Origin of the sequence: Streptomyces adelaidensis (genome assembly GCF_016598475.1) — a bacterium.
In the GTDB taxonomy this organism is placed as follows: domain Bacteria; phylum Actinomycetota; class Actinomycetes; order Streptomycetales; family Streptomycetaceae; genus Streptomyces; species Streptomyces adelaidensis.
In genome coordinates this window covers 44,636-65,095 of the sequence record NZ_JAEMUX010000049.1, presented here as the reverse complement: position 1 = coordinate 65,095, position 20,460 = coordinate 44,636, and the positions used below count along the sequence as shown (strand labels likewise).

The 20,460-nt window shown below is 72.0% G+C and carries 17 protein-coding genes; 12 read left to right on the top strand and 5 right to left on the bottom strand.

Annotation, left to right across the window (positions count from 1 at the left end; genetic code table 11):
• The first annotated feature begins 100 nt into the window (after positions 1-100).
• Positions 101-898, top strand: coding sequence for a tetratricopeptide repeat protein (locus I8N67_RS25875; protein ID WP_200306087.1), 798 nt, complete (start codon positions 101-103; stop codon positions 896-898).
• A gap of 73 nt (positions 899-971) precedes the next feature.
• On the opposite strand, the gene I8N67_RS25870 is transcribed toward I8N67_RS25875, so the two are convergent.
• The gene (locus I8N67_RS25870; RefSeq protein WP_200306075.1) at positions 972-2,264 is read right to left on the bottom strand and encodes a DUF1015 domain-containing protein; all 1,293 of its coding nucleotides are present in this window, start codon (positions 2,262-2,264) and stop codon (positions 972-974) included.
• A gap of 92 nt (positions 2,265-2,356) precedes the next feature.
• Between I8N67_RS25870 and I8N67_RS25865 the strand changes: the two genes are divergently transcribed.
• Genes I8N67_RS25865 through I8N67_RS25850 form a run of 4 tightly spaced genes read left to right on the top strand, consistent with a single transcriptional unit; the run spans position 2,357 to position 6,484 of the window.
• Positions 2,357-3,385 carry an HAD hydrolase-like protein gene (locus tag I8N67_RS25865; RefSeq protein WP_200306073.1) on the top strand — a complete coding sequence of 343 codons (1,029 nt, stop codon included), beginning with the start codon at positions 2,357-2,359 and terminating at the stop codon, positions 3,383-3,385.
• A 56-nt stretch (positions 3,386-3,441) separates the two neighbouring features.
• Complete coding sequence (locus I8N67_RS25860; protein WP_200306071.1) at positions 3,442-4,485, top strand: FecCD family ABC transporter permease; 1,044 nt, start codon at positions 3,442-3,444, stop codon at positions 4,483-4,485.
• 11 nt (positions 4,486-4,496) lie between these two features.
• On the top strand, positions 4,497-5,546 hold the full coding sequence (locus tag I8N67_RS25855; RefSeq protein WP_200306085.1) for a FecCD family ABC transporter permease: 1,050 nt from the start codon (positions 4,497-4,499) through the stop codon (positions 5,544-5,546).
• Complete coding sequence (locus I8N67_RS25850) at positions 5,543-6,484, top strand: ABC transporter ATP-binding protein (protein ID WP_200306069.1); 942 nt, start codon at positions 5,543-5,545, stop codon at positions 6,482-6,484. The genes I8N67_RS25855 and I8N67_RS25850 overlap by 4 nt, the downstream gene beginning before the upstream one ends.
• Here the strand turns inward: I8N67_RS25850 and I8N67_RS25845 are convergent.
• Entirely contained in the window at positions 6,468-6,815 is a 348-nt protein-coding gene (locus tag I8N67_RS25845; protein ID WP_200306066.1) for an SCP2 sterol-binding domain-containing protein, read from the bottom strand. The genes I8N67_RS25850 and I8N67_RS25845 overlap by 17 nt on opposite strands.
• 42 nt (positions 6,816-6,857) lie before the next feature.
• Here I8N67_RS25845 and I8N67_RS25840 point away from each other — a divergent pair, with 42 nt between their 5' ends.
• From I8N67_RS25840 to I8N67_RS25820, 5 genes are all read left to right on the top strand, one after another.
• Entirely contained in the window at positions 6,858-7,208 is a 351-nt protein-coding gene (locus I8N67_RS25840) for a hypothetical protein (protein WP_372443799.1), read from the top strand.
• Positions 7,209-7,215: 7 nt separating this feature from the next.
• The gene (locus I8N67_RS25835) at positions 7,216-8,031 is read left to right on the top strand and encodes a TlyA family RNA methyltransferase (protein WP_200306064.1); all 816 of its coding nucleotides are present in this window, start codon (positions 7,216-7,218) and stop codon (positions 8,029-8,031) included.
• A complete protein-coding gene (locus I8N67_RS25830; RefSeq protein WP_200306062.1) occupies positions 8,028-8,933 on the top strand; it encodes an NAD kinase in 906 nt (301 codons plus the stop codon). Before I8N67_RS25835 ends, I8N67_RS25830 begins: the two co-directional genes overlap by 4 nt.
• A 171-nt stretch (positions 8,934-9,104) precedes the next feature.
• The gene (recN, locus tag I8N67_RS25825; RefSeq protein WP_200306081.1) at positions 9,105-10,823 is read left to right on the top strand and encodes a DNA repair protein RecN; all 1,719 of its coding nucleotides are present in this window, start codon (positions 9,105-9,107) and stop codon (positions 10,821-10,823) included.
• A 360-nt stretch (positions 10,824-11,183) separates the two neighbouring features.
• Positions 11,184-12,317, top strand: a complete 1,134-nt coding sequence (locus tag I8N67_RS25820) for a glycosyltransferase family 4 protein (protein WP_200306060.1) — start codon at positions 11,184-11,186, stop codon at positions 12,315-12,317.
• Positions 12,318-12,336: 19 nt separating this feature from the next.
• Here I8N67_RS25820 and I8N67_RS25815 read toward each other — a convergent pair whose 3' ends face one another.
• From I8N67_RS25815 to I8N67_RS25805, 3 genes are all read right to left on the bottom strand, one after another.
• Entirely contained in the window at positions 12,337-13,989 is a 1,653-nt protein-coding gene (locus I8N67_RS25815; protein WP_200306057.1) for a PucR family transcriptional regulator, read from the bottom strand.
• Between the two features lie 62 nt (positions 13,990-14,051).
• Positions 14,052-15,434, bottom strand: a complete 1,383-nt coding sequence (locus I8N67_RS25810) for an FAD-binding oxidoreductase (RefSeq protein WP_200306055.1) — start codon at positions 15,432-15,434, stop codon at positions 14,052-14,054.
• 224 nt (positions 15,435-15,658) lie between these two features.
• Positions 15,659-17,461 (bottom strand): glycoside hydrolase family 15 protein, encoded by a 1,803-nt coding sequence (locus tag I8N67_RS25805; RefSeq protein WP_200306079.1) that lies wholly within the window; start codon positions 17,459-17,461, stop codon positions 15,659-15,661.
• Between the two features lie 574 nt (positions 17,462-18,035).
• Between I8N67_RS25805 and pyrG the strand changes: the two genes are divergently transcribed.
• Together pyrG and I8N67_RS25795 are read left to right on the top strand one after the other, a co-directional pair.
• The gene (pyrG, locus tag I8N67_RS25800; RefSeq protein WP_200306053.1) at positions 18,036-19,703 is read left to right on the top strand and encodes a CTP synthase; all 1,668 of its coding nucleotides are present in this window, start codon (positions 18,036-18,038) and stop codon (positions 19,701-19,703) included.
• 97 nt (positions 19,704-19,800) lie between these two features.
• Entirely contained in the window at positions 19,801-20,427 is a 627-nt protein-coding gene (locus I8N67_RS25795) for an NUDIX domain-containing protein (RefSeq protein WP_200306051.1), read from the top strand.
• The last annotated feature ends 33 nt before the right edge of the window (positions 20,428-20,460 follow it).

Here is a 20,460-nt window from a genome sequence, read left to right as displayed (position 1 = left end):
CGGTGGCTTCCGTGGGCGGGACGACCGCCGGGGCGGCGATGACCGGCGTGGTGGAGGTTTCCGCGATGAGCGGGAGCGGGACCGCGAGCCGATCAAGCGGCTGCCGATCCCCGAGGATGTCACCGGCGACGAGATCGACAAGGACGTACGGCAGGAGCTGCTGAGCCTGCCGAAGACGCTCGCGGAAGACGTCGCCAAGAACCTGGTGATGGTCGCGCGGCTCATCGACGAGGACCCCGAGGGTGCGTACGGCTACTCCCGGGTGGCACTGCGGCTGGCGTCGCGCGTCGCCGCTGTGCGGGAGGCGGCCGGCTTCGCCGCGTACGCGAGCCAGAAGTACAGCGAGGCGCTCGGTGAATTCCGGGCGGCTCGGCGGATGACCGGCGGCGTGGACCTGTGGCCCGTCATGGCCGACTGCGAGCGGGGGCTCGGGCGGCCCGAGAAGACGCTGGACATGGCCGGGGCGCCTGAGGTGCACAAGCTGGACAAGGCCGGGCAGGTCGAGATGCGGCTCGTGGCGGCCGGGGCACGGCGGGACATGGGGCAGCTGGACGCGGCCATCGTGACCCTGCAGAGCCCCGAGCTGGCCTCCAACTCCGTACAGCCGTGGACCGCGCGCCTGCGGTACGCGTACGCCGACGCGCTGCTTGAGGCCGGGCGTGAGGGCGAGGCGCGGGAGTGGTTCGCCAAGGCCATCGAGGCCGACAAAGACGGCAGCACGAACGCCTCCGACCGCCTCGCGGAGTTGGACGGTGTCGAGTTCGTCGACGCCCTCGACGAGACCGAGACCGAGAGTGAGAGCGACGCCGGGTCCGAGATCGGGCGCGAGGTTGTCGAGGAAAGCAAGGACAGCGACGAGGACGACATCGAGGACGACATCGAGGACGACAAGGACTGACGTCGGCGTCCGGCGGAGTTGGTGAAGGGCGGGATCCCGTAAAAGGGGTCCCGCCCTTTTCGTATGGCCTTGCTCAGAGCTCCAGCGTGCGCAGTACCAGGCCCGATGCCGGCTTCGGGCCGAATGACGTCGACTTGCGGGGCATGGTGACGCCCTGGCGGGCCAGGTCGCGTACGACCTCTTCGCGGACCGGGTGCATCAGGACGGCAGTGCCGCCGTCGCGTCGGGCCTTCTCGACGGTGGCGGCCGTGTCGTGGATGTACGCGATGTGGGCCGGGGAGTCCTCGGGGATGTGCCACACGTGGTCGAGGAGGGTGGCGTGCAGGACCGTCGCGTCCAGGGTGCGCCAGGCGGGTGGGCGGTCGGCGGGGATCGTACGGGTGAGGAGGGCAGGGTCCGGGCGGTCGACGAGATGGAAGGAGCCGTCGCCCGCGAGGAGGAAGGCGTTGCCGTCGGAGGCCGCTTTCGCCAGGGACTCCAGGGCCTCGGGGAGGGGGACGTCGAGGCGGCGTACGCGGAACAGGCCGTCCAGGGCGGTCAGCGCGGTGGAGACCGGCAACTGGTGGAGGAGACGGTGGATCGCGCGGACGCGCAGCGGGTACCGGGCGGTGTCCACCAGGAGAACCAGGCCGTAGTCCCAGGGGCTGGGGGACGGGTGCTCCGCCCGTAGACGTAGGTACGTCGCCCAGCGGTGGTGGCCGTCGGCTATCAGGGCCTGATGGTGTGCGAGGTCCGACTGGATCTCGGCGAGGTCCGCCGGGTCGGTGACCGCCCAGAGGCGGTGGTTGAAGCCGTCCTCCGTGGTCGTGGAGAGCAGCGGGGCGCGTTCCGTGGTGCGTTCGACGACGGCTGTCGCGCCGGCTGTGGCGCCGTTGCCCCGGTAGGTCAGGAGCAGGGGTTCCATGTTGGTGGAGGTGGCGCGCATCAGGGCCGCGCGGTCCGTGATGACATGCGGGATGACGTCCTCGTGGGGGAGGACCACGCCGGCGGAGGGCTCCGAGAGGCGCAGGGCGCCTATCAGGCCGCGTTGGAGGATGCTGCCGTCGGCCTGCTCGTAGACGTAGAGGCCGGGCTCGGTGTCGGGGGCCAGGACGCCGTCGGCGAGCCAGCGGCGCAGGGTGTCGGCCGCCTGCTCGTCGCGGACGGTGGGGGTACTGGCCTGGGGAAGTATCAGGCGGACGATGTTGTGCGGGTCGGCCGATTCGAGGTGGAGCAGACCGTCCGGCCGTACGACCACGTCGTACGGCGGTGACGTCACGGCGGCCAGGCTGCCGACCCGGTCGGGATCGTAGCGAAGGCCCCGGAACGGGGTCAGTTCGAGGCCGCTGCGCGCTGGGATCTCCTCCGCGGGACCTGCGTAGTTCATTGATGCATCGTATGTGTGTCAGTGCTGTGCGGGATGATCGGTGAAAGCGATCAAACCGAATGTTGACCGACCGAGCGAGGAGCGGTGTGCAAATGAGCCAGGCAGTCAGGACTCGGCCCGACGGCAGTGGGCAGGCCCTGAGCGAGGCGTACGACACGGCGCTGCTCGATCTGGACGGGGTGGTGTACGCGGGCGGCAGTGCGATCGCGTACGCCGTGGAGTCACTCGGTACGGCACGCGCGGGCGGTATGCCCCTGGCGTACGTCACGAACAACGCGCTGCGGACGCCCGAGACGGTGGCCGCGCATCTCACGGCGCTCGGGATACCGACCGACGCCGGTGACGTCATCACCTCGGCGCAGGCCGTGGCCCGGCTGATCAGCGAGCAGGTGCCCGCCGGTGCGCGGGTGCTGGTCATCGGCGGCGAAGGGCTGCGGGTGGCGCTGCGCGAGCGGGGGCTGGAGCCGGTCGAGTCGGCGGACGACGAGCCGGTGGCCGTGGTGCAGGGGTACGGCGGTCCCGAGCTGCCCTGGGGGCGGTTCGCGGAGGCGAGCTACGCCATCGCGCGCGGGGTGCCGTGGTTCGCATCCAACACCGACCTGACGATTCCCAGCGCGCGGGGCATCGCGCCCGGCAACGGGGCGGCGGTCCAGGTCGTACGCATAGCCACCGGGGCCGAGCCGCAGGTGGCGGGGAAGCCGCTGCCGCCGATGCACCGGGAGACGATCCTGCGGACGGGCGCCGAGCGGCCGTTGGTGGTCGGGGACCGGCTGGACACCGACATCGAGGGGGCGTTCAACGGGGAGGTCGACTCGCTGCTCGTGCTGACCGGGGTCACCGACGGCGCGCAGCTCCTGGCCGCGCCGCCGCGGCACCGGCCGACGTACGTCGACGCCGATCTGCGGGGGATGCTCACCGGGCAGCCGGAGGTCGTCGAGGCGGGCGCGGGCTTCCGCTGCGGTGGCTGGACGGCGACGGCCGGCCGCGAGAGGCTGGAACTGGCCGGCGAGGGCGAGGCGCTCGACGGGCTGCGGGCGCTGTGCGCGGCGGCCTGGACGGCGGCCGGGGCGGGCTCGTGCGAGCTGGACGGGGGGAAGGCGCTGGCGCGGCTGGGGTTGTGAGCTGCTGAGCCCCTGGACCGGATCGAGCAAAGAAGAGGATAGGCTAACCTAAGTGGGTGTTGGTCGACAGTCCTCCTGAACCGAGCGCGGAGACCGCTCCCGCGCCCCCCCACCGACAGGCGATACGAGCCGTCGGACTCCTCGTGTCCCTCGTGATCCTCGCCCTGGTGGCACTGGCGAGCATCGCGATCGGTGCGAAAGAGCTGTCGACCGGCCAGGTCTGGCACGGTCTGTTCCAGGACACGGGGACGTACGGCGACGTCGTGGTCGGGGAGCGGATCTCGCGCACCCTGCTGGGGCTGCTCGCGGGAGCCGCGCTCGGGCTGGCCGGTGCCGTGCTCCAGGCGCTCACCCGGAACCCGCTGGCCGACCCGGGGCTGCTGGGCATCAACGCGGGCGCGTCCGCCGCGGTCGTCACCGCCATCACCTTCTTCGGCGTCACCTCGCTGAGCGGATATGTGTGGTTCGCGTTCGCGGGCGCCGCCGCGGTCGGGGCGCTGGTCTGGTTCCTCGGCGGCAGCCGGGGCGCGACGCCGGTGCGGCTCGCGCTCGCGGGTACGGCGATCAGCGCCGCGCTCTACGGCTACCTGCAAGCCATAATGATCATGGACAACGCGGCGCTCTCCAAGATGCGTTTCTGGACCGTCGGTTCGCTGGCCTCGGCGACCGACGGGACCATCACGCAGGTGCTGCCGTTCCTCGTCGTCGGCACGGTGGTCGCGCTGCTGCTCGCCCGGCCGCTGAACGCGATGGCCATGGGCGACGACACCGCCCGCGCGCTCGGCGCCAACCTCAACCGCACCCGGGCCCTCTCCATGGCCGCCGCCACCGTGCTGTGCGGCGCCGCGACCGCCGCCTGCGGGCCCATCGTGTTCGTCGGGCTGATGGTTCCGCACGTCGTACGGTCCTTCACCGGGCCCGACCTGCGCTGGATCCTGCCGTACGCGACCCTCCTGTCGCCCGTGCTGCTGCTCGGCGCCGATGTCATCGGCCGGATGGTGGCGCGGCCGGCGGAGCTTCAGGTCGGCATCGTCACCGCGATCCTCGGCGGGCCGGTCTTCATCTTTCTCGTACGACGGCGGAGGACGGCGCAGCTGTGAAGACGCAGGTCATGAGCAAGCCCGCCGAACGCAGCCGCGCGGTCCGCACTCCCGGCGGGCTGTCGGTCCGGCTGGACGTGCGGGCGTTCACCGTCGTGGCGCTGCTGTTGGTGGCGGCGCTGACCGCGAGTGTCGTACTCATCGGGACCGGCGACTTCCCGATCCCGGCCGGCGACGTCGTCAGGACGCTGCTCGGCAACGGCGACGCGGGCCAGGAGTTCATCGTCAACGAGCTGCGGCTGCCGCGGGTCCTGGTCGGGCTGCTGGTCGGGGCCTCGCTCGGGCTCGGCGGCGCGCTGTTCCAGTCCATCTCCCGCAATCCGCTGGGCAGTCCGGACGTGCTCGGCCTCTCGCAGGGCGCCACCGCCGGAGCGCTGGTCGTCATCGTGCTGTTCTCCGGGAGCGCCACCCAGGTCGCCCTCGGGGCGCTCGTCGGCGGCCTGGTCACCGGTCTCGCGATCTATGTGCTGGCCTGGAACCGGGGCGTGCACGGCTACCGGCTCGTGCTGGTCGGCATCGGTGTCTCCGCCATCGCCACGGCGGTCAACGGTTATCTGATCACCAAGGCGGACCTCGTCGACGCGGCCCGCGCGGTCGTGTGGATGACCGGCTCCCTCAACGGCCGTGACTGGACCCAGGTCCGGCCGCTGCTGCTCATGTGCCTGATCCTCGTCCCGCTCGTGCTCGCCAACGCGCGGGGGCTGCGGATGATGGAGATGGGTGACGACGTGTCGTACGCCCTCGGGGTGCGCGTCGAGAGCGTACGGCTGCTGCTGATGGTGTCGGCCGTGCTGCTCACCGCCGGGGCCACCGCGGCCGCCGGACCGGTCAGCTTCGTCGCCCTCACCGCGCCGCAGCTCGCCCGTCGGCTCACCCGCTCGCCCGGCCCGAACCTGGTGCCCGCGATGTGCATGGGCGCGACCCTGCTGATCGTCGCCGACTGGGCCTCGCAACGGGCCTTCGGAGCCGACCAGTTGCCCGTCGGTGTCGTCACCGGCGTACTCGGCGGTGTCTATCTGCTGTGGCTGCTGGTCACCGAGCGGAAGGCCGGGCGGATATGAGCCGCCCGGCAGCGAGCGCGAGCAGGCCGGACACGAGCGCGTCGGCGAACGAGAACAGCGACGCGTCGGCGAACGAGAACAACAAGAGGAGCACTGTGAACCGCCTGTCCGCCGAGAACGTCACCCTCGCCTATGACCAGCGGGTCATCGCCGAGCAGCTGTCGGTGGAGATCCCCGACAACTCGTTCACCGTGATCGTCGGCCCCAACGCGTGCGGCAAGTCCACGCTGCTGCGCGCCCTTTCGCGGATGCTGAAGCCGTCCCAGGGGCGGGTGCTGCTCGACGGGCAGGTCATCCAGTCGATGCCCGCCAAGAAGGTCGCCCGGACGCTGGGGCTGCTGCCGCAGTCGTCGATCGCGCCCGACGGGATCACGGTCGGCGACCTGGTGGGCCGCGGCCGCTACCCGCACCAGGGGCTGCTGCGGCAGTGGTCGACCGAGGACGAGCGGATCGTCCGGGAGTCCATGGAGTCGACCGGCGTCGCCGAGCTGGCCGACCGTTACGTCGATGAGCTGTCCGGGGGCCAGCGCCAGCGCGTCTGGATCGCCATGGCGCTCGCCCAGCAGACCCCGCTGCTGCTGCTCGACGAGCCGACCACCTTCCTGGACATCCAGCACCAGATCGATGTCCTCGACCTGTGCGCCGAACTCCACGAGGAGCAGGGCCGCACCCTGGTCGCGGTGCTGCACGACCTCAACCACGCCGCCCGGTACGCCACCCATCTCATAGCCCTGCGCGGCGGCACGGTGATCGCCGAGGGCGCCCCCGCCGAGATCGTCACGGCCGAGCTGGTCGAGGAGGTCTTCGGGCTGCGCTGCCAGGTCATCGACGACCCGGAGACGGGGACGCCGCTCGTGGTGCCGGCGGCGCGCAGGGCTCGGGCCAGCGCGGTCGACGCGGAGAAGCCGAGGGAGACGGTCTCTACAGAAGTTTCCTGAGCCGGAGCAGGTCCCGGAAGCCCGCTTCCAGCTTCACCCGGCCCGCGCCCCAGGCCTTCGCGAAGTTCAGCTCGCCGTCGACCATCGCGACCAGGTCGTCGCCGGTCATCGTCAGCCGGATCTCCGCCTTCTCGGGCGGCGGGCCCTGGAGGGTGTCCAGCACTTCGATGCGGCCGTCTCTGAGGCGGCCGACGAAGGTGACGTCCAGGTCGGTGATACGGCAGCTCAGCGACCGGTCCAGGGCGGCGGCTGTGTGCACGTCCCCGTCGGCGCTCCGCATGTTGTCCGAGAGCTTGTCGAGTGCGGCGCGGCACTCCTCGATCGTGGCCATCGCGATCGACGGTACCCCAGTGCTTCGAGGTAGCGTCTGGGCATGAGTGACTCTGTGCCCGGGATCGGGCCTCGGGCGGAAGCGGTGATTCCGGAGGGTGACTTCCCGGCTACGGAGACCGCGGTTCCGCAGACCGCGGTCATGCTCGGAGCCGCGGGCGAACTCGAGTACGACCCCGCCGCCCCGGCCCCCCTGTACGTGCCCCGCACCGCCACCGGCCATCCCGACGTCGACGCCGCCCTCGACCGGCTGACGGACACCGACCACCTCGCCACCGACGGCCATGTGGAGGTGTACGAGGATGTACACCAGGGGCTGCGCGACGCGCTCACCGCGCTCGACGCCCGCCCGGGACCTCCGGCGCCCCCACGGCAGTACGAAAGCAGGAGCTGAACCGAACGTGGCAGGAGTCGCACGCCGCCGTCTGGACGCCGAGCTGGTCCGGCGGAAGCTCGCGCGGTCGCGTGAACACGCGAGCCAGCTGATCGCCGCCGGGCGGGTCACCGTCGGCAAGACCGTCGCGACCAAGTCCGCCACCCAGGTGGAGACCGCCGCCGCGATCCTGGTGTCGAGTGACGACGGCGACCCCGAGTACGTCTCGCGCGGCGGCCACAAGCTCGCCGGCGCCCTCGCGGTCTTCGTCCCGCAGGGGCTCGCCGTCGAGGGCCGCCGGGCCCTCGACGCGGGTGCCTCCACCGGCGGCTTCACCGATGTACTGCTGCGGACCGGGGCCGCGCACGTCGTCGCCGTGGACGTCGGATACGGACAACTCGCGTGGACTCTGCGCGGTGATGAACGCGTCACCGTCAAGGACCGTACGAACGTACGCGAGTTGACGCTCGAAGCGATCGATGGGGAGCCTGTGGATCTTGTCGTGGGGGATCTGTCCTTCATCCCACTCGGCCTGGTACTGCCCGCCCTGGTGCGGTGCGTGAAGCCGGATGCCGATCTGGTGATGATGGTCAAGCCGCAGTTCGAGGTGGGTAAGGAGCGGCTGGGCAGTGGGGGAGTCGTACGGAGTCCGGAGCTGCGTGCCGAAGCGGTGCGCGGGGTGGCCCGGCGGGCCGGGGCACTGGGGCTCGGAGTGAAGGGTGTGACGGCCAGTCCGCTGCCCGGACCCTCGGGCAATGTCGAGTACTTTCTGTGGCTGCGTGCCGGGGCGCCCGCGCTGGACCCGGCCGATGTCGACCGAGCAGTGGCGGAGGGGCCGCGTTGACTCAGAACCGAGCTCGAACTGTTTTCCTGCTCACGCACACCGGGCGGCCCGCGGCCATCCGCAGTGCCGAACTCGTCGTCAAGGGGCTGCTGCACCACGGCATCGGCGTGCGCGTTCTGGAGCACGAGGCCGAGGACATCCCGGTGCCGGAGGAGGTGGAACTCGTCAAGGAGGCCACCCCGCAGTGCCTCGACGGGTGCGAGCTGCTCATCGTCCTCGGCGGTGACGGGACGCTGCTGCGCGGCGCCGAGTTCGCCCGCGCGTCCGGGGTGCCGATGCTCGGCGTCAACCTCGGCAGCGTCGGCTTCCTCGCGGAGGCCGAGCGCGACGACCTCGACAAGGTCGTCGACCGGGTGGTGACCAGGTCGTACGAGGTCGAGGAACGCATGACGGTCGACGTCATCGTCCATCGCAACGGTGACATCGTGCACACGGACTGGGCGCTCAACGAGGCGGCCGTGCAGAAGGCGGGCGCGGAGAAGCTGCTGGAGGTCGTGCTGGAGATCGACGGGCGGCCGGTCACCGGGTTCGGGTGCGACGGCATCGTCCTGTCGACCCCGACCGGGTCCACGGCGTACGCGTTCTCCGCGGGCGGGCCCGTGGTGTGGCCGGAGGTCGAGGCGCTGCTGATGGTGCCGATCAGCGCGCACGCGCTGTTCGCCAAGCCGTTGGTGACGTCGCCGAACTCGGTGCTGGCGGTGGAGGTTCTGCCCCATGTTCCGCCTGGGGTTCTGTGGTGTGACGGGCGGCGGACCGTTGAGCTGCCGCCGGGGGCGCGGGTGGAGGTCCGGCGAGGGGCTGTGCCTGTGCGGCTGGCTCGGCTGCATCATGCGTCGTTCACGGATCGGTTGGTGGCCAAGTTCGCTCTGCCTGTTTCCGGGTGGCGGGGGGCTCGGAACTAGCGCGCCGTAAGGATGGTGGGGAGTCGTCAGCGGCTGCGGTTTCGTTGTGGTCGCTCGCGCGGTTCCCCGCGCCCCTGAAGGGGCGCTGTCGCTCGCCGGGGTGACATTGGGGACGGGGGGCGTCGCGGTTGCCCTCCTCGACCTCGTAAGGTCTTGTCCGTGTTGGAGGAGATGCGGATACGGTCGCTCGGAGTCATCGACGACGCGGTCGTCGAGCTGTCGCCAGGCTTCACCGCCGTGACGGGTGAGACGGGCGCGGGCAAGACCATGGTGGTCACCAGCCTCGGTCTGCTGCTCGGCGGGCGGGCGGACCCGGCGCTGGTGCGGATCGGGGCGAAGAACGCGGTCGTCGAGGGGCGGATCGCCGTGCCCGAGGGCGCGACGGCGATCGTCCGGGCCGAGGAGGCCGGGGCCGAACTCGACGACGGTGCGCTGCTGATCAGCCGTACCGTTTCCGCCGAGGGGCGGTCGCGGGCGCACCTGGGCGGGCGGAGCGTGCCCGTGGGCGTGCTCGCGGAGCTGGCCGACGAACTCGTGGCCGTGCACGGGCAGACCGACCAGCAGGGGCTGCTGAAGCAGTCCCGCCAGCGGGCGGCGCTCGACCGGTACGCGGGGGACGCGGTGGCCGTGCCGCTCACCAAGTACGGCGAAGCCTATCGGCGGCTGCGGGCGGTGTCCGTCGAGCTCGACGAGATCGTCACGCGCGCGCGTGAGCGGGCCCAGGAAGCCGACATGCTGCGGTACGGGCTCGACGAGATCGCGGGCGTCGAGCCGCGGGCCGGTGAGGACGTGGAACTGTCGGAGGAGGCCGAGCGGCTCGGGCACGCGGAGGCGCTGGCGTCCGCCGCCACGGCCGCGCACGCCGCGCTCGCGGGCAATCCCGAGGACCCGGAAAGCGTGGACGCCTCGACGCTCGTCGCGGGCGCCCACCGGGCACTGGAGGCCGTGCGGTCGCACGACCCGGCGCTGGCCGCGCTCGCCGACCGGATCGGGGAGATCGGGATCCTGCTGGGTGATGTGGCGGGGGAGCTGGCGGGGTACGCCGACGACCTGGACGCCGATCCGCGGCGGCTGGCGGCCGTGGAGGAGCGGCGGGCCGCGCTGAACGCGCTCACCCGGAAGTACGGCCAGGATGTCGCCTCCGTGCTGACCTGGGCCGAGCAGGGCGTCCAGCGGCTCACCGAACTCGACGGCGACGACGAGCGGATCGACGAGCTGACCGCCGAGCGGGACGCGCTGCGGGCCGAACTGGGCGGGCTGGCGCAGGCCCTGACGGACGCCCGGGCGGAGGCGGCCGAGCGGTTCGCCGCCGCCGTCACCGGCGAGCTGGCCTCGCTCGCCATGCCGCACGCGCGCGTGTCGTTCGAGATCCGGCAGACGGACGATGTCGAGGGTGTAGAGGTGGACGGGCGTACGGTCGCGTACGGGCCGTCCGGAGTCGACGAGGTCGAACTGCTGCTCGCTCCGCATCCGGGGGCGCCGCCGCGGCCCATCGCCAAGGGCGCGTCCGGCGGTGAGCTGTCGCGCGTGATGCTGGCCGTGGAGGTCGTGTTCGCGGGGACGGACCCCGTACCGACGTATCTCTTCGACGAGGTCGACGCCGGTGTCGGTGGCAAGGCCGCCGTCGAGATCGGCCGGCGGCTCGCCAAGCTCGCCAAGTCGGCCCAGGTCGTGGTCGTCACCCACCTGCCGCAGGTGGCCGCCTTCGCCGACCGGCAGTTGCTGGTGGAGAAGACCAGCGACGGGTCCGTGACCCGGTCCGGTGTGAAGGTCCTGGAGGGCGAGGAGCGGGTGCGCGAGCTGTCGCGGATGCTCGCCGGACAGGAGGACTCCGAGACGGCGCGGGCACATGCGGAGGAACTGCTGGCGGCGGCCCGCGCGGACGGGTGAGGCGGGGGCGGGGACGCCTCGTTCGCTGGGCCGCGGATGGCAGTGGGAGTGGAACCACGAGGGAAATCTGGAGTGAATGCGGCGGCGAGGAACGGGGCCGGAGTCGTACAGAGGGGCAACCCAGTGCGGGAGTTCACTCGTGTGGGTGACCCTGGGGCCGTGGTTGCCCGGGGCTCCGGGTCCCGCCGCGTCCGGCGGTCCCAGAACACCCTTGCGGCCTGGCATCCTTGGACGAGCAGGACGTAGCAGGACGTGCCGCGTGGACGACACGGAGGCGCTTCGTGCGTTCCGCCCCCACCACGGGATCCTTCTGTACGTTCCTTCGTGACCGTCCCACCCCGAACCAGGAGCCCCGGCCACGTGAGCCACGTGAGCAGCCACTCACCGCCAGGCCAGTCGCCGCTGCGAACCGTGCAAGTGCTCGGCGGCAGCGCGGTGAGCGGCGCGCATGTGCGATCGCTGGCCTCGGGCCTCGTCGCCCGGGGCGTACGGGTCACCGTCTGCGCCCCCACCGAGATCGACGGCGCGTACGACTTCACCGGCGTCGGTGCCCACCACGTCCATGTGCCCCGCAGCAGCGATCCGGCCTCGGTGGCCACCCTGCGCAGCGCCTGCGCGGACGCCGACCTGGTGCACGCGCACGGGCTGCACGCCGGCTTCAGGGCCACCCTCGCGCTCGGCCGGCGGCGCACCCCGCTCGTCGTCACCTGGCACACGCGTTCGTACGCGGAAGGGGCGCGGGCCCATCTGCTGCGGCTGCTGGAGCGGCGGGTCGCCAAGGCCGCCGCGGTGGTCCTCGGCGCCTCCGCCGAGCTCGTCGACCGGGCCCGCAGCCGGGGCGCGCGCGACGCCCGGCTCGCCGCCGTCGCCCTGCCCGCGCCGCGCCGGGCCGACTCCCGCGACGACACGGACCGGCCCCGCTCCAAGACCCGGGCCGAACTCGGCGCCACGGACCGCCCGCTGCTCATGGCCGTCGGCACGCTCGACCGCCACCGGGGGTACGAGACGCTGCTCGACGCCGCCCGGGAATGGCGCGGTCTCGACCCCGCGCCGCTGCTCGTCGTAGCCGGCGAGGGGCCGCTGCGGAGCGTCCTCCAGCAGCGCATCGAGGACGAGGAGCTGCCCGTACGGCTCGTCGGCCGGCGCGACGACATCTCCGAGCTGATCGCCGCCGCCGACCTCGCGCTGCTGCCCGGCGGCCCCGAGGCCCGCTCCGTCCTCGCCCAGGAGGCCCTCCACGCGCGCGTGCCGCTCGTCGCCGCCGCCGTCGGATCGGTGCCGGACCTGGTCGGCGACGGCGCCGAACTGGTCCCCTACGGCGATGCCGAGGCGCTCGCCACCACCGTCGTACGCCTGCTCGGCGACCCCGGCCTGCGTGAAGCGCTGCGGGAGAGGGGCGCCCGGCAGGCCGCCACCTGGCCGACCGAGGACGAGACGGTGGCCCAGGTGCTCAGCGTCTACGACGAGTTGACGCGGCTCCGGCCGCTCGGCTGACTCTCACGCCCCGGCAGGCTCACATGACGTGTCTGCGCGCCCGCAGTGCCAGGCTCAGCGCCAGCACGGCCTGCGGGTCGTCCAGGTCGGTGCCCAGGAGTTCGCCGATGCGGGCGAGGCGGTTGTAAAGGGTCTGCCGGTTGAGGTGCAGCTCGCGGGCGGTCTCCGCCTTGCGGCCGGCGTGGGCCAGGTAGGTCTCCAGGGTGGGCAGCAGGGGTGGTTTGGAGCGGTCGTCGTGGTCGCGCAGGGGACCGATCGCGCGGTCCACGAAGGCGGCCAGGTCGGGGTGGTCGCGCAGCCGCCACAGGAGCAGGTCGATGTCGAGGCGCCGGGCGTCGTACCAGGGGCGGTCGGCGAGGCCCTGCGCGGCCGTCGCCGTCGCCGCCGCGTGTCTGAGGCCCGCCGAGGCGGCCGCCCAGCCGCCGGGCACCCCGACGACCACCACGGGCGGCCGGTCGCCCGGCCGCCGCGTCCCGGCCCGCTCCACGCCGGCCCGCAGCGCCGCAGCGACCTTGTCCGCCACCGCCGGGCGCTCCGCCTCCGCGCGCAGGCCCAGCAGCAGCGGGACGCGGCCCTCGACGGGGCGTACGCCGAAAAGGGCGGGTACGCCCACGGAGGCCAGCTCCTCGGCCACCGCGCGGGCCAGGACCGCCCAGCCGCCGCCGGGGACCAGGCCCGCGTCGGCGAGGCGCATGACCACAGGCAGGAGGGGGCCGCCGCCCGGCTTGAAGCCCAGGACACGGGCCTGGGCGGGGGCGTCCTCCGTCCGGATACGGCCTTCGGCGAGATCGGTGAGGAAGTCGCCCCGCCCGCGTGCCGCCAGCTCCTCCTCCTGCCGGGCCTGCATGAGGACCACGGCGAGGATGCCGGCCGCCCGCTCGGCGGCGATCCGGTGCACGGGGGCCAGTGGGGCGAGGGCGGGCAGGAGGACGAGGCGGGCCCGTACCGAGCCGGTTCCCGGGCCGCCGCCCGGTACGTCGACGATGGCCGTCCCGGCCGGCGGCTCTTCCTTGTGCCGGCCGCGCAGCCCCTCCCACACCTGGAGCGGATCGGTGTCCCCCGGACCGCTCCCGGCGGCGAACAGGAGCTGCCCGTCGGCGGTCTCCAGGAAGATCGGGTTGCCGCTGAAGTCGGCCAGGATGCCCAGGACCTGGGGGACGCCGCCCCCGCCGAGCAGGGCCTCGGTGCAGCGCCGGTGGACCTCCTCGGCCTGCTGGAGGAGTGCGTAGTGGCCGTTGACGATCTCGGTGTGGATCTCCTCGGTGACCGTCACGAACGCCACCTCGCGGTGCAGCTGGACGAGCGGGAGCCCGGCCGAGCGCGCGGTCTCGACGAGGGCGGCCGGGAGCCTGGTGAAGCGCGGGCCCAGTTCGATGACGAGGGCCGCGATACCGCGCTCGGCGAGGGTCCGTACGAACGCCCGCTCGTCGGCGGGGCGGGTGCCCAGCCCGTAACCGGTGGTCAGCAGCAGTTCGCCGCCTTTGAGGAGCGAGGCGATGTTCGGGACCTCGCCCGCGTGCACCCAGCGCACGGTCCGCTGCAGCCGGTCGGCGCCGGCCAGGACCTCCGGCAGCCCGCCGCGCAGCCCGGGCAGCTCCAGCGCCCGGCGCACGGTGATGCCGCCCCGCGCCTCGTGGCCGGCACCGGGTTCGCGGCTGTCACGGGTGTCCATGACCGGACGGTACCCGCGCGCGCGGCGCGGGGGCATCTCCGGCCCGGCCCGGCGCCCGCTCCTCAGACGGGCCGGATGTTGTGGTTGAAGCGGAAGACGTTGTCCGGGTCGTACTCCGTCTTCACCGCGGCCAGCCGCCGCGCGTTCCCGGCGCCGAGGCCCGCCTCGACCCGGTCGGCGCCCTCGTCGCCGATGAAGTTGAGGTAGACCGCGCCGGTGCGCCACGGCCGGACGTCGGCGCGGACGTCCCGGACCCACCGAACGCCCCGCTCGTCGTCGGCCGGGCTCTCCCAGATGCCGAAGGGGTGCACGGCCCACGGTGAGCCCCGGTAGGGCACCGGGTACTCGGCGGGGCCGTCGGCGACCGCGCCGCCCATCGGGAACAGCACGTGCTGGGTGCCGGTCGGCACGGGCATCGTGCGGGCACGGCGGCAGAAGACGTCGACCAGGTCGTCCGGCAGCCCGGTCAGATACTCCGCCGACCAGTAGTTACGCAGACCGGGCGGATCGTCGATCATGCACTGGACGTCCGCGTACGGCATGGCCCCGACGACCTCCGCCTCGTGCGGAAGCGCCAGCAGCGGCTGGGCGACCTTGCGCATGTCGTCCTCGGTGCCCGCGTACGTGAGGAGGGCGCCGCAGGTGAGCTCGCCCACCAGGTGTTCGGGGACGAACTCCTCGGGCGGGCCGGTGAGGTACAGGATTCCGCCGCCCGCCTCCGGGTGGCCGTTCTCGATGATCTCGCGGTACGTGCGGGCCACCTCGGGGCCGTGCTCCGGCAGGTACAGCAGCAGGGCGATGGCGAAGGCGGGGAGTTCGTGCAGCCGGAGGGTGAGCGCGGTGGCCACGCCGAAGTTCCCGCCGCCGCCGTGCAGGGCCCAGAAGAGCTCCGGGTTCTCCTCGGCGGTCGCCCGGACCGGACGGCCCTCGGCGGTCACCAGTTCGACGCCGAGCAGATTGTCGACGGCGAGCCCGAAGGCCCGTTCCAGCCAGCCGCTGCCGCCGCCGAGGACGAAACCGCCGACGCCGGTGGTGGAGGCCCGGCCGCCGGTGGTCGCGAGGGCGTACGGCTCGGTGGCGCGGTCGAGATGGCTCATCGTGGCCCCACCCTCGACCCGTACGCTCATGGACCCGGGATGGACCGTGACCGCGTGCATCCGGCGCAGGTCGATGACGAGTCCGCCGTCGTTCAGTGCCATTCCGGCCACGCTGTGACCGCCGCCGCGCACCGCGATCTTCAGGTCCAGGTCACGGGCGAAGCGCACCGAACGGACGACATCGATCTCGTCCGCGCACCGCGCGATCACGGCCGGGCGCCGGTCGATCATGGCGTTGAAGACCGTCCGGGCCTCGTCGTACCCAGGATCTTCCGGGGCGAACACCTCGCCGGCCAGCTCCTCGCGCAGCGCGGCGAGAGCCGCGCCCGCCTTCGAGAGGGGAGCCATCGCAGCCGCCCCCTTTCAGCCAGGGGACAGGACTATCCCCAGGCTAGGCGTGTACCGCGGATCGGTCCTGTTCGGCGCGGAGGGGGCGCGAACACCCGCGCCCGGCAGGCGCGGGCGCCTCGCCGACAGGCGCGAGCAACCCGTACCAGCGAGCGCAAGCGCTTGCCGCGCGCGCCTGCCCGCGCCCCTGTCCGCCGCCGTGCGCGCCGGGCCCGACGGCGCGCTCAGCCGCCGTACGCCCCCGAAGCGGTCAGGCGCAGGGCCGTGTCGATGAGCGGCACGTGGCTGAAGGCCTGCGGGAAGTTGCCGACCTGGCGCTTGAGGACCGGGTCCCACTCCTCGGCGAGCAGGCCCAGGTCGTTGCGGAGGGAGAGCAGCTTCTCGAAGAGCTTGCGGGCCTCGTCCACGCGGCCGATCATCGCCAGGTCGTCGGCCATCCAGAACGAGCAGGCGAGGAACGCGCCCTCGTCGCCCGGCAGACCGTCCACGCCCTCGTCCGCGCCGGAGGTCGGGTAGCGCAGGATGAAGCCGTCCGTGGTGGACAGCTCGCGCTGGATCGCCTCGATGGTGCCGATGACCCGCTTGTCGTCCGGCGGCAGGAAGCCCATCTGCGGGATGAGGAGCAGCGAGGCGTCCAGCTCCTTCGAGCCGTACGACTGGGTGAAGGTGTTGCGCTCCTTGTCGTAGCCCTTCTCGCACACGTCCCGGTGGATGTCGTCGCGCAGCTCGCGCCACTTCTCCAGCGGGCCGTCCGCGTCGCCGGACTCGATGAGCTTGATCGTGCGGTCGACGGCGACCCAGGCCATGACCTTGGAGTGCACGAAGTGCCGGCGCGGGCCGCGGACCTCCCAGATGCCCTCGTCGGGCTCGTCCCAGTGGTCCTCCAGGTAGCGGATCAGCTTCAGCTGGAGGAGGGAGGCGTAGTCGTTGCGGGCCAGGCCCGTCATGTGGGCCAGGTGCAGGGCCTCGGTGACCTCGCCGTACACATCCAGCTGGAGCTGGTGCGCGGCGCCGTTGCCGACCCGGACCGGGCCCGAGTTCTCGTATCCGGGCAGCCACTCCAGCTCGGCCTCGCCCAGTTCCCGCTCACCCGCGATGCCGTACATGATCTGCAGGTTCTCCGGGTCGCCGGCGACCGCCCGCAGGAGCCACTCGCGCCAGGCGCGGGCCTCGTCGCGGTAGCCGGTCCGCAGCAGCGAGGAGAGGGTGATGGCCGCGTCACGCAGCCAGGTGTAGCGGTAGTCCCAGTTGCGGACTCCGCCGATGTGCTCCGGCAGGGAGGTCGTCGGCGCCGCGACGATACCGCCGGTCGGGGCGTACGTCAGGGCCTTCAGGGTGATGAGTGAGCGGACCACCGCCTCGCGGTACGGGCCGTGGTACGTGCACTGCTCGACCCACTCGCGCCAGAACTCCTCGGTCGCCCGGAGCGACGGCTCCGGCTCCGGCAGCGGCGGGGGCTGCTTGTGCGACGGCTCCCAGGAGATCGTGAACGCGATCCGGTCGCCCGGCGTCACCGTGAAGTCGGCGTACGTGGTCAGCGCCTTGCCGTATGTCTCGCACTCGGTGTCGAACCACACCGAGTCCGGCCCCGCCACGGCTACTGTGCGCCCCTCGTGCTTGTGCACCCAGGGCACGACCCGACCGTAGGAGAACCGCATGCGCAGCGCCGAGCGCATCGGGACCCGGCCGCTGATGCCCTCCACGATGCGGATCAGCTGGGGGGCGCCGTCACGGGGCGGCATGAAATCGGTCACACGGACCGTGCCGCGCGGGGTGTCCCACTCGGATTCCAGGATCAGCGAGTCGCCGCGGTACCTGCGCCGGGAGGCGGTCGGCGGCTCCGCGTCCGCCGCGTGCGCGGGGCCCAGGCGCCAGAACCCGTGTTCCTCCGTGCCGAGCAGTCCCGCGAAGACGGCATGGGAGTCGAAGCGGGGCAGGCACAGCCAATCGACCGTGCCGTCCCGGCAGACCAGGGCAGCGGTCTGCATGTCTCCGATGAGTGCGTAGTCTTCGATGCGCCCGGCCACGTGCAACTCCAGTCGAACGGCCACGTCGTCGCCCCCCGAGGGGCGGTCGCTGTGCGGTGTGCGGTCAAGGGACCCGAGGGATCGACAGGGAATCCATATTCCAGAGTGATCCAAGGGACGGTGTCATGCGATGTCGCTACAACGATCCTCAACGCAAACGAGGCGATCGTTGCTCAACGAACTGACGAGATCTCGTGATTAACCGGTGACGGCCGGGGGTGGTGCCGTTGCGCCGGCCGGGCTCGGCAGCGAGTGTCCGAAGAGGATACGACGCACCGGAGGGCTCCGCGTGCCGCTCCCGACAACACGGGTGGGCCGAACGGGTGACCCAAGGGTGACGCCTGACCGAGATTCGCCGATCGTCGTACCAGGTCCGTGGCGGCCCGTGCGCGGAGCGTGGCCGGAAGCGATCGTGTTCCTTCGCTGATACCCTGGTAGCCCGTGGACCGGTGGACGCCCCACGTCGAAAATTCGCAAGGGACCCCCGAACCGCAGCGACGGCACCCCCGACGACTTGATCGGGCGGCGGCCGACCCGCACACCGAATCGCGACCACGGGAGCCCCCTCTTGGCCATGCCGCCCGCTGCTTTCCGAAACAGCAACGCCACGACGACCAAGCACATTTTCGTCACCGGGGGTGTCGCCTCCTCGCTCGGCAAGGGTCTGACGGCCTCCAGCCTCGGCATGCTGCTCAAGGCGCGGGGCCTGCGCGTCGTGATGCAGAAGCTGGACCCGTATCTGAACGTCGACCCCGGCACGATGAACCCCTTCCAGCACGGTGAGGTCTTCGTCACCAACGACGGCGCCGAGACCGACCTCGACATCGGCCACTACGAGCGCTTCCTCGACCGCGACCTGGACGGCTCGGCCAACGTCACCACGGGCCAGGTCTACAACACGGTGATCGCCAAGGAGCGCCGCGGCGAGTACCTCGGCGACACCGTGCAGGTCATCCCGCACATCACCAACGAGATCAAGCACCGCATCCGGCGGATGGCCTCCGACGAGGTCGACGTCGTGATCACCGAGGTCGGCGGCACGGTCGGCGACATCGAGTCGCTGCCGTTCCTGGAGACCGTCCGCCAGGTCCGTCACGAGGTCGGCCGGGACAACGTCTTCGTCGTGCACATCTCGCTCCTGCCGTACATCGGGCCCTCGGGAGAGCTGAAGACGAAGCCGACGCAGCACTCGGTTGCGGCGCTGCGCAACATCGGTATCCAGCCAGATGCGATCGTGCTGCGCTGCGACCGCGAGGTGCCCGCCGCGATCAAGCGCAAGATCTCCCTGATGTGCGACGTCGACGAGGCCGCCGTCGTCGCGTGTCCCGACGCCCGCTCGATCTACGACATCCCGAAGACCGTGCACGGCGAGGGCCTGGACGCCTATGTCGTCCGCAAGCTGGACCTGCCGTTCCGCGATGTGGACTGGACGACCTGGGACGACCTGCTCGACCGCGTCCACAACCCCGACCACGAGATCAACCTGGCGCTGGTCGGCAAGTACATCGACCTGCCCGACGCCTACCTCTCGGTCACCGAGGCGCTGCGCGCGGGCGGCTTCGCCAACAAGGCCCGCGTGAAGATCAAGTGGGTCACCTCGGACGACTGCAAGACCCCGGCCGGCGCCGCGGGCCAGCTGGCCGACGTCGACGCGATCTGCATCCCCGGCGGCTTCGGCGACCGCGGTGTCTCCGGCAAGGTCGGCGCCATCCAGTACGCCCGCGAGAACAAGATCCCGCTGCTGGGCCTCTGCCTGGGTCTGCAGTGCATCGTGATCGAGGCCGCCCGGAACCTGGCCGACATCCCGGACGCCAACTCCACCGAATTCGACTCCGCCACCGGCCACCCGGTCATCTCCACCATGGCCGAGCAGCTCGACATCGTCGCCGGTGAGGGCGACATGGGCGGCACGATGCGGCTGGGCATGTACCCGGCCAAGCTCGCCGAGGGCTCGATCGTGCGCGAGGTGTACGACGGCAAGGAGTACGTCGAGGAGCGCCACCGCCACCGCTACGAGGTGAACAACGCCTACCGCGCGGAACTGGAGAAGAAGGCCGGTCTGCAGTTCACCGGGACCTCGCCCGACGGCAAGCTCGTCGAGTACGTCGAGTACCCGCGCGAGGTGCACCCCTACCTGGTCGCGACCCAGGCGCACCCCGAGCTGCGCTCCCGTCCGACCCGCCCGCACCCGCTCTTCGCGGGGCTGGTCAAGGCCGCCGTGGAGCGCAAGACCGGTAAGTAAAACCGAGCGGCACAAGAGCTGTACGGTGACCGGGGTGCATGTCTTTCGGGATGTGTGCCCCGGTTTCTGTGTTGCACGTGTGGGAGGACGAGTCGACATGACGATCAAGGACACCGCCGAAAAGTGGGAGGTCCGGGCGAGCGAGACGCCGTTCGTCGGCAAGAAGACCTCCGTACGCACCGACGACGTGGTCATGCCGGACGGTTCGGTCGTCGGCCGCGACTACCAGGTCCACCCCGGCTCCGTCGCCGTCCTCGCCGTCGACGACCAGGACCGGGCCCTGGTCATCCGGCAGTACCGTCATCCCGTCCGCCAGAAGCTGTGGGAGATCCCGGCCGGGCTCCTCGATGTGCCCGGGGAGAACCCGCTGCACGCCGCCCAGCGCGAGCTGTACGAGGAGGCGCACGTCAAGGCGGAGGACTGGCGGGTGCTGACCGACGTCTACACCACGCCCGGCGGCTGCGACGAGGCCGTGCGCATCTTCCTGGCCCGGGACCTGTCCGAGGCCGAGGGGCAGCGTTTCGAGGTGGAGGACGAGGAGGCCGACATGGAGTTGGCCCGGGTTCCCCTGGACGAACTGGTGCGGGGTGCGCTGGCCGGGGAGCTGCACAACAACTGCCTGGTGGTGGGGGCGCTTTCGCTGGTGGCGGCGCGCGCCGGGGGCGATATCGAAGCGCTGCGCCCGGCCGAGGCGCCGTGGCCCGCGCGGCCGTTCGAGTCCTGACCCGCCCTCAGGACGTCCTCACAGCGTCCTCAC

Excerpts from the sequence above, each read along its gene's own strand:
- I8N67_RS25870 (WP_200306075.1), bottom strand. The coding sequence starts at position 2,264 with ATGAACTACGCAGGTCCCGCGGAGGAGATCCCAGCGCGCAGCGGCCTC.
- I8N67_RS25865 (WP_200306073.1), top strand. The coding sequence starts at position 2,357 with ATGAGCCAGGCAGTCAGGACTCGGCCCGACGGCAGTGGGCAGGCCCTG.
- I8N67_RS25855 (WP_200306085.1), top strand. The coding sequence starts at position 4,497 with ATGAGCAAGCCCGCCGAACGCAGCCGCGCGGTCCGCACTCCCGGCGGG.
- I8N67_RS25850 (WP_200306069.1), top strand. The coding sequence starts at position 5,543 with ATGAGCCGCCCGGCAGCGAGCGCGAGCAGGCCGGACACGAGCGCGTCG.
- I8N67_RS25845 (WP_200306066.1), bottom strand. The coding sequence starts at position 6,815 with ATGGCCACGATCGAGGAGTGCCGCGCCGCACTCGACAAGCTCTCGGAC.
- I8N67_RS25840 (WP_372443799.1), top strand. The coding sequence starts at position 6,858 with ATGAGTGACTCTGTGCCCGGGATCGGGCCTCGGGCGGAAGCGGTGATT.
- recN (WP_200306081.1), top strand. The coding sequence starts at position 9,105 with ATGCGGATACGGTCGCTCGGAGTCATCGACGACGCGGTCGTCGAGCTG.
- I8N67_RS25815 (WP_200306057.1), bottom strand. The coding sequence starts at position 13,989 with ATGGACACCCGTGACAGCCGCGAACCCGGTGCCGGCCACGAGGCGCGG.
- I8N67_RS25810 (WP_200306055.1), bottom strand. The coding sequence starts at position 15,434 with ATGGCTCCCCTCTCGAAGGCGGGCGCGGCTCTCGCCGCGCTGCGCGAG.
- pyrG (WP_200306053.1), top strand. The coding sequence starts at position 18,036 with ATGCCGCCCGCTGCTTTCCGAAACAGCAACGCCACGACGACCAAGCAC.
- I8N67_RS25795 (WP_200306051.1), top strand. The coding sequence starts at position 19,801 with ATGACGATCAAGGACACCGCCGAAAAGTGGGAGGTCCGGGCGAGCGAG.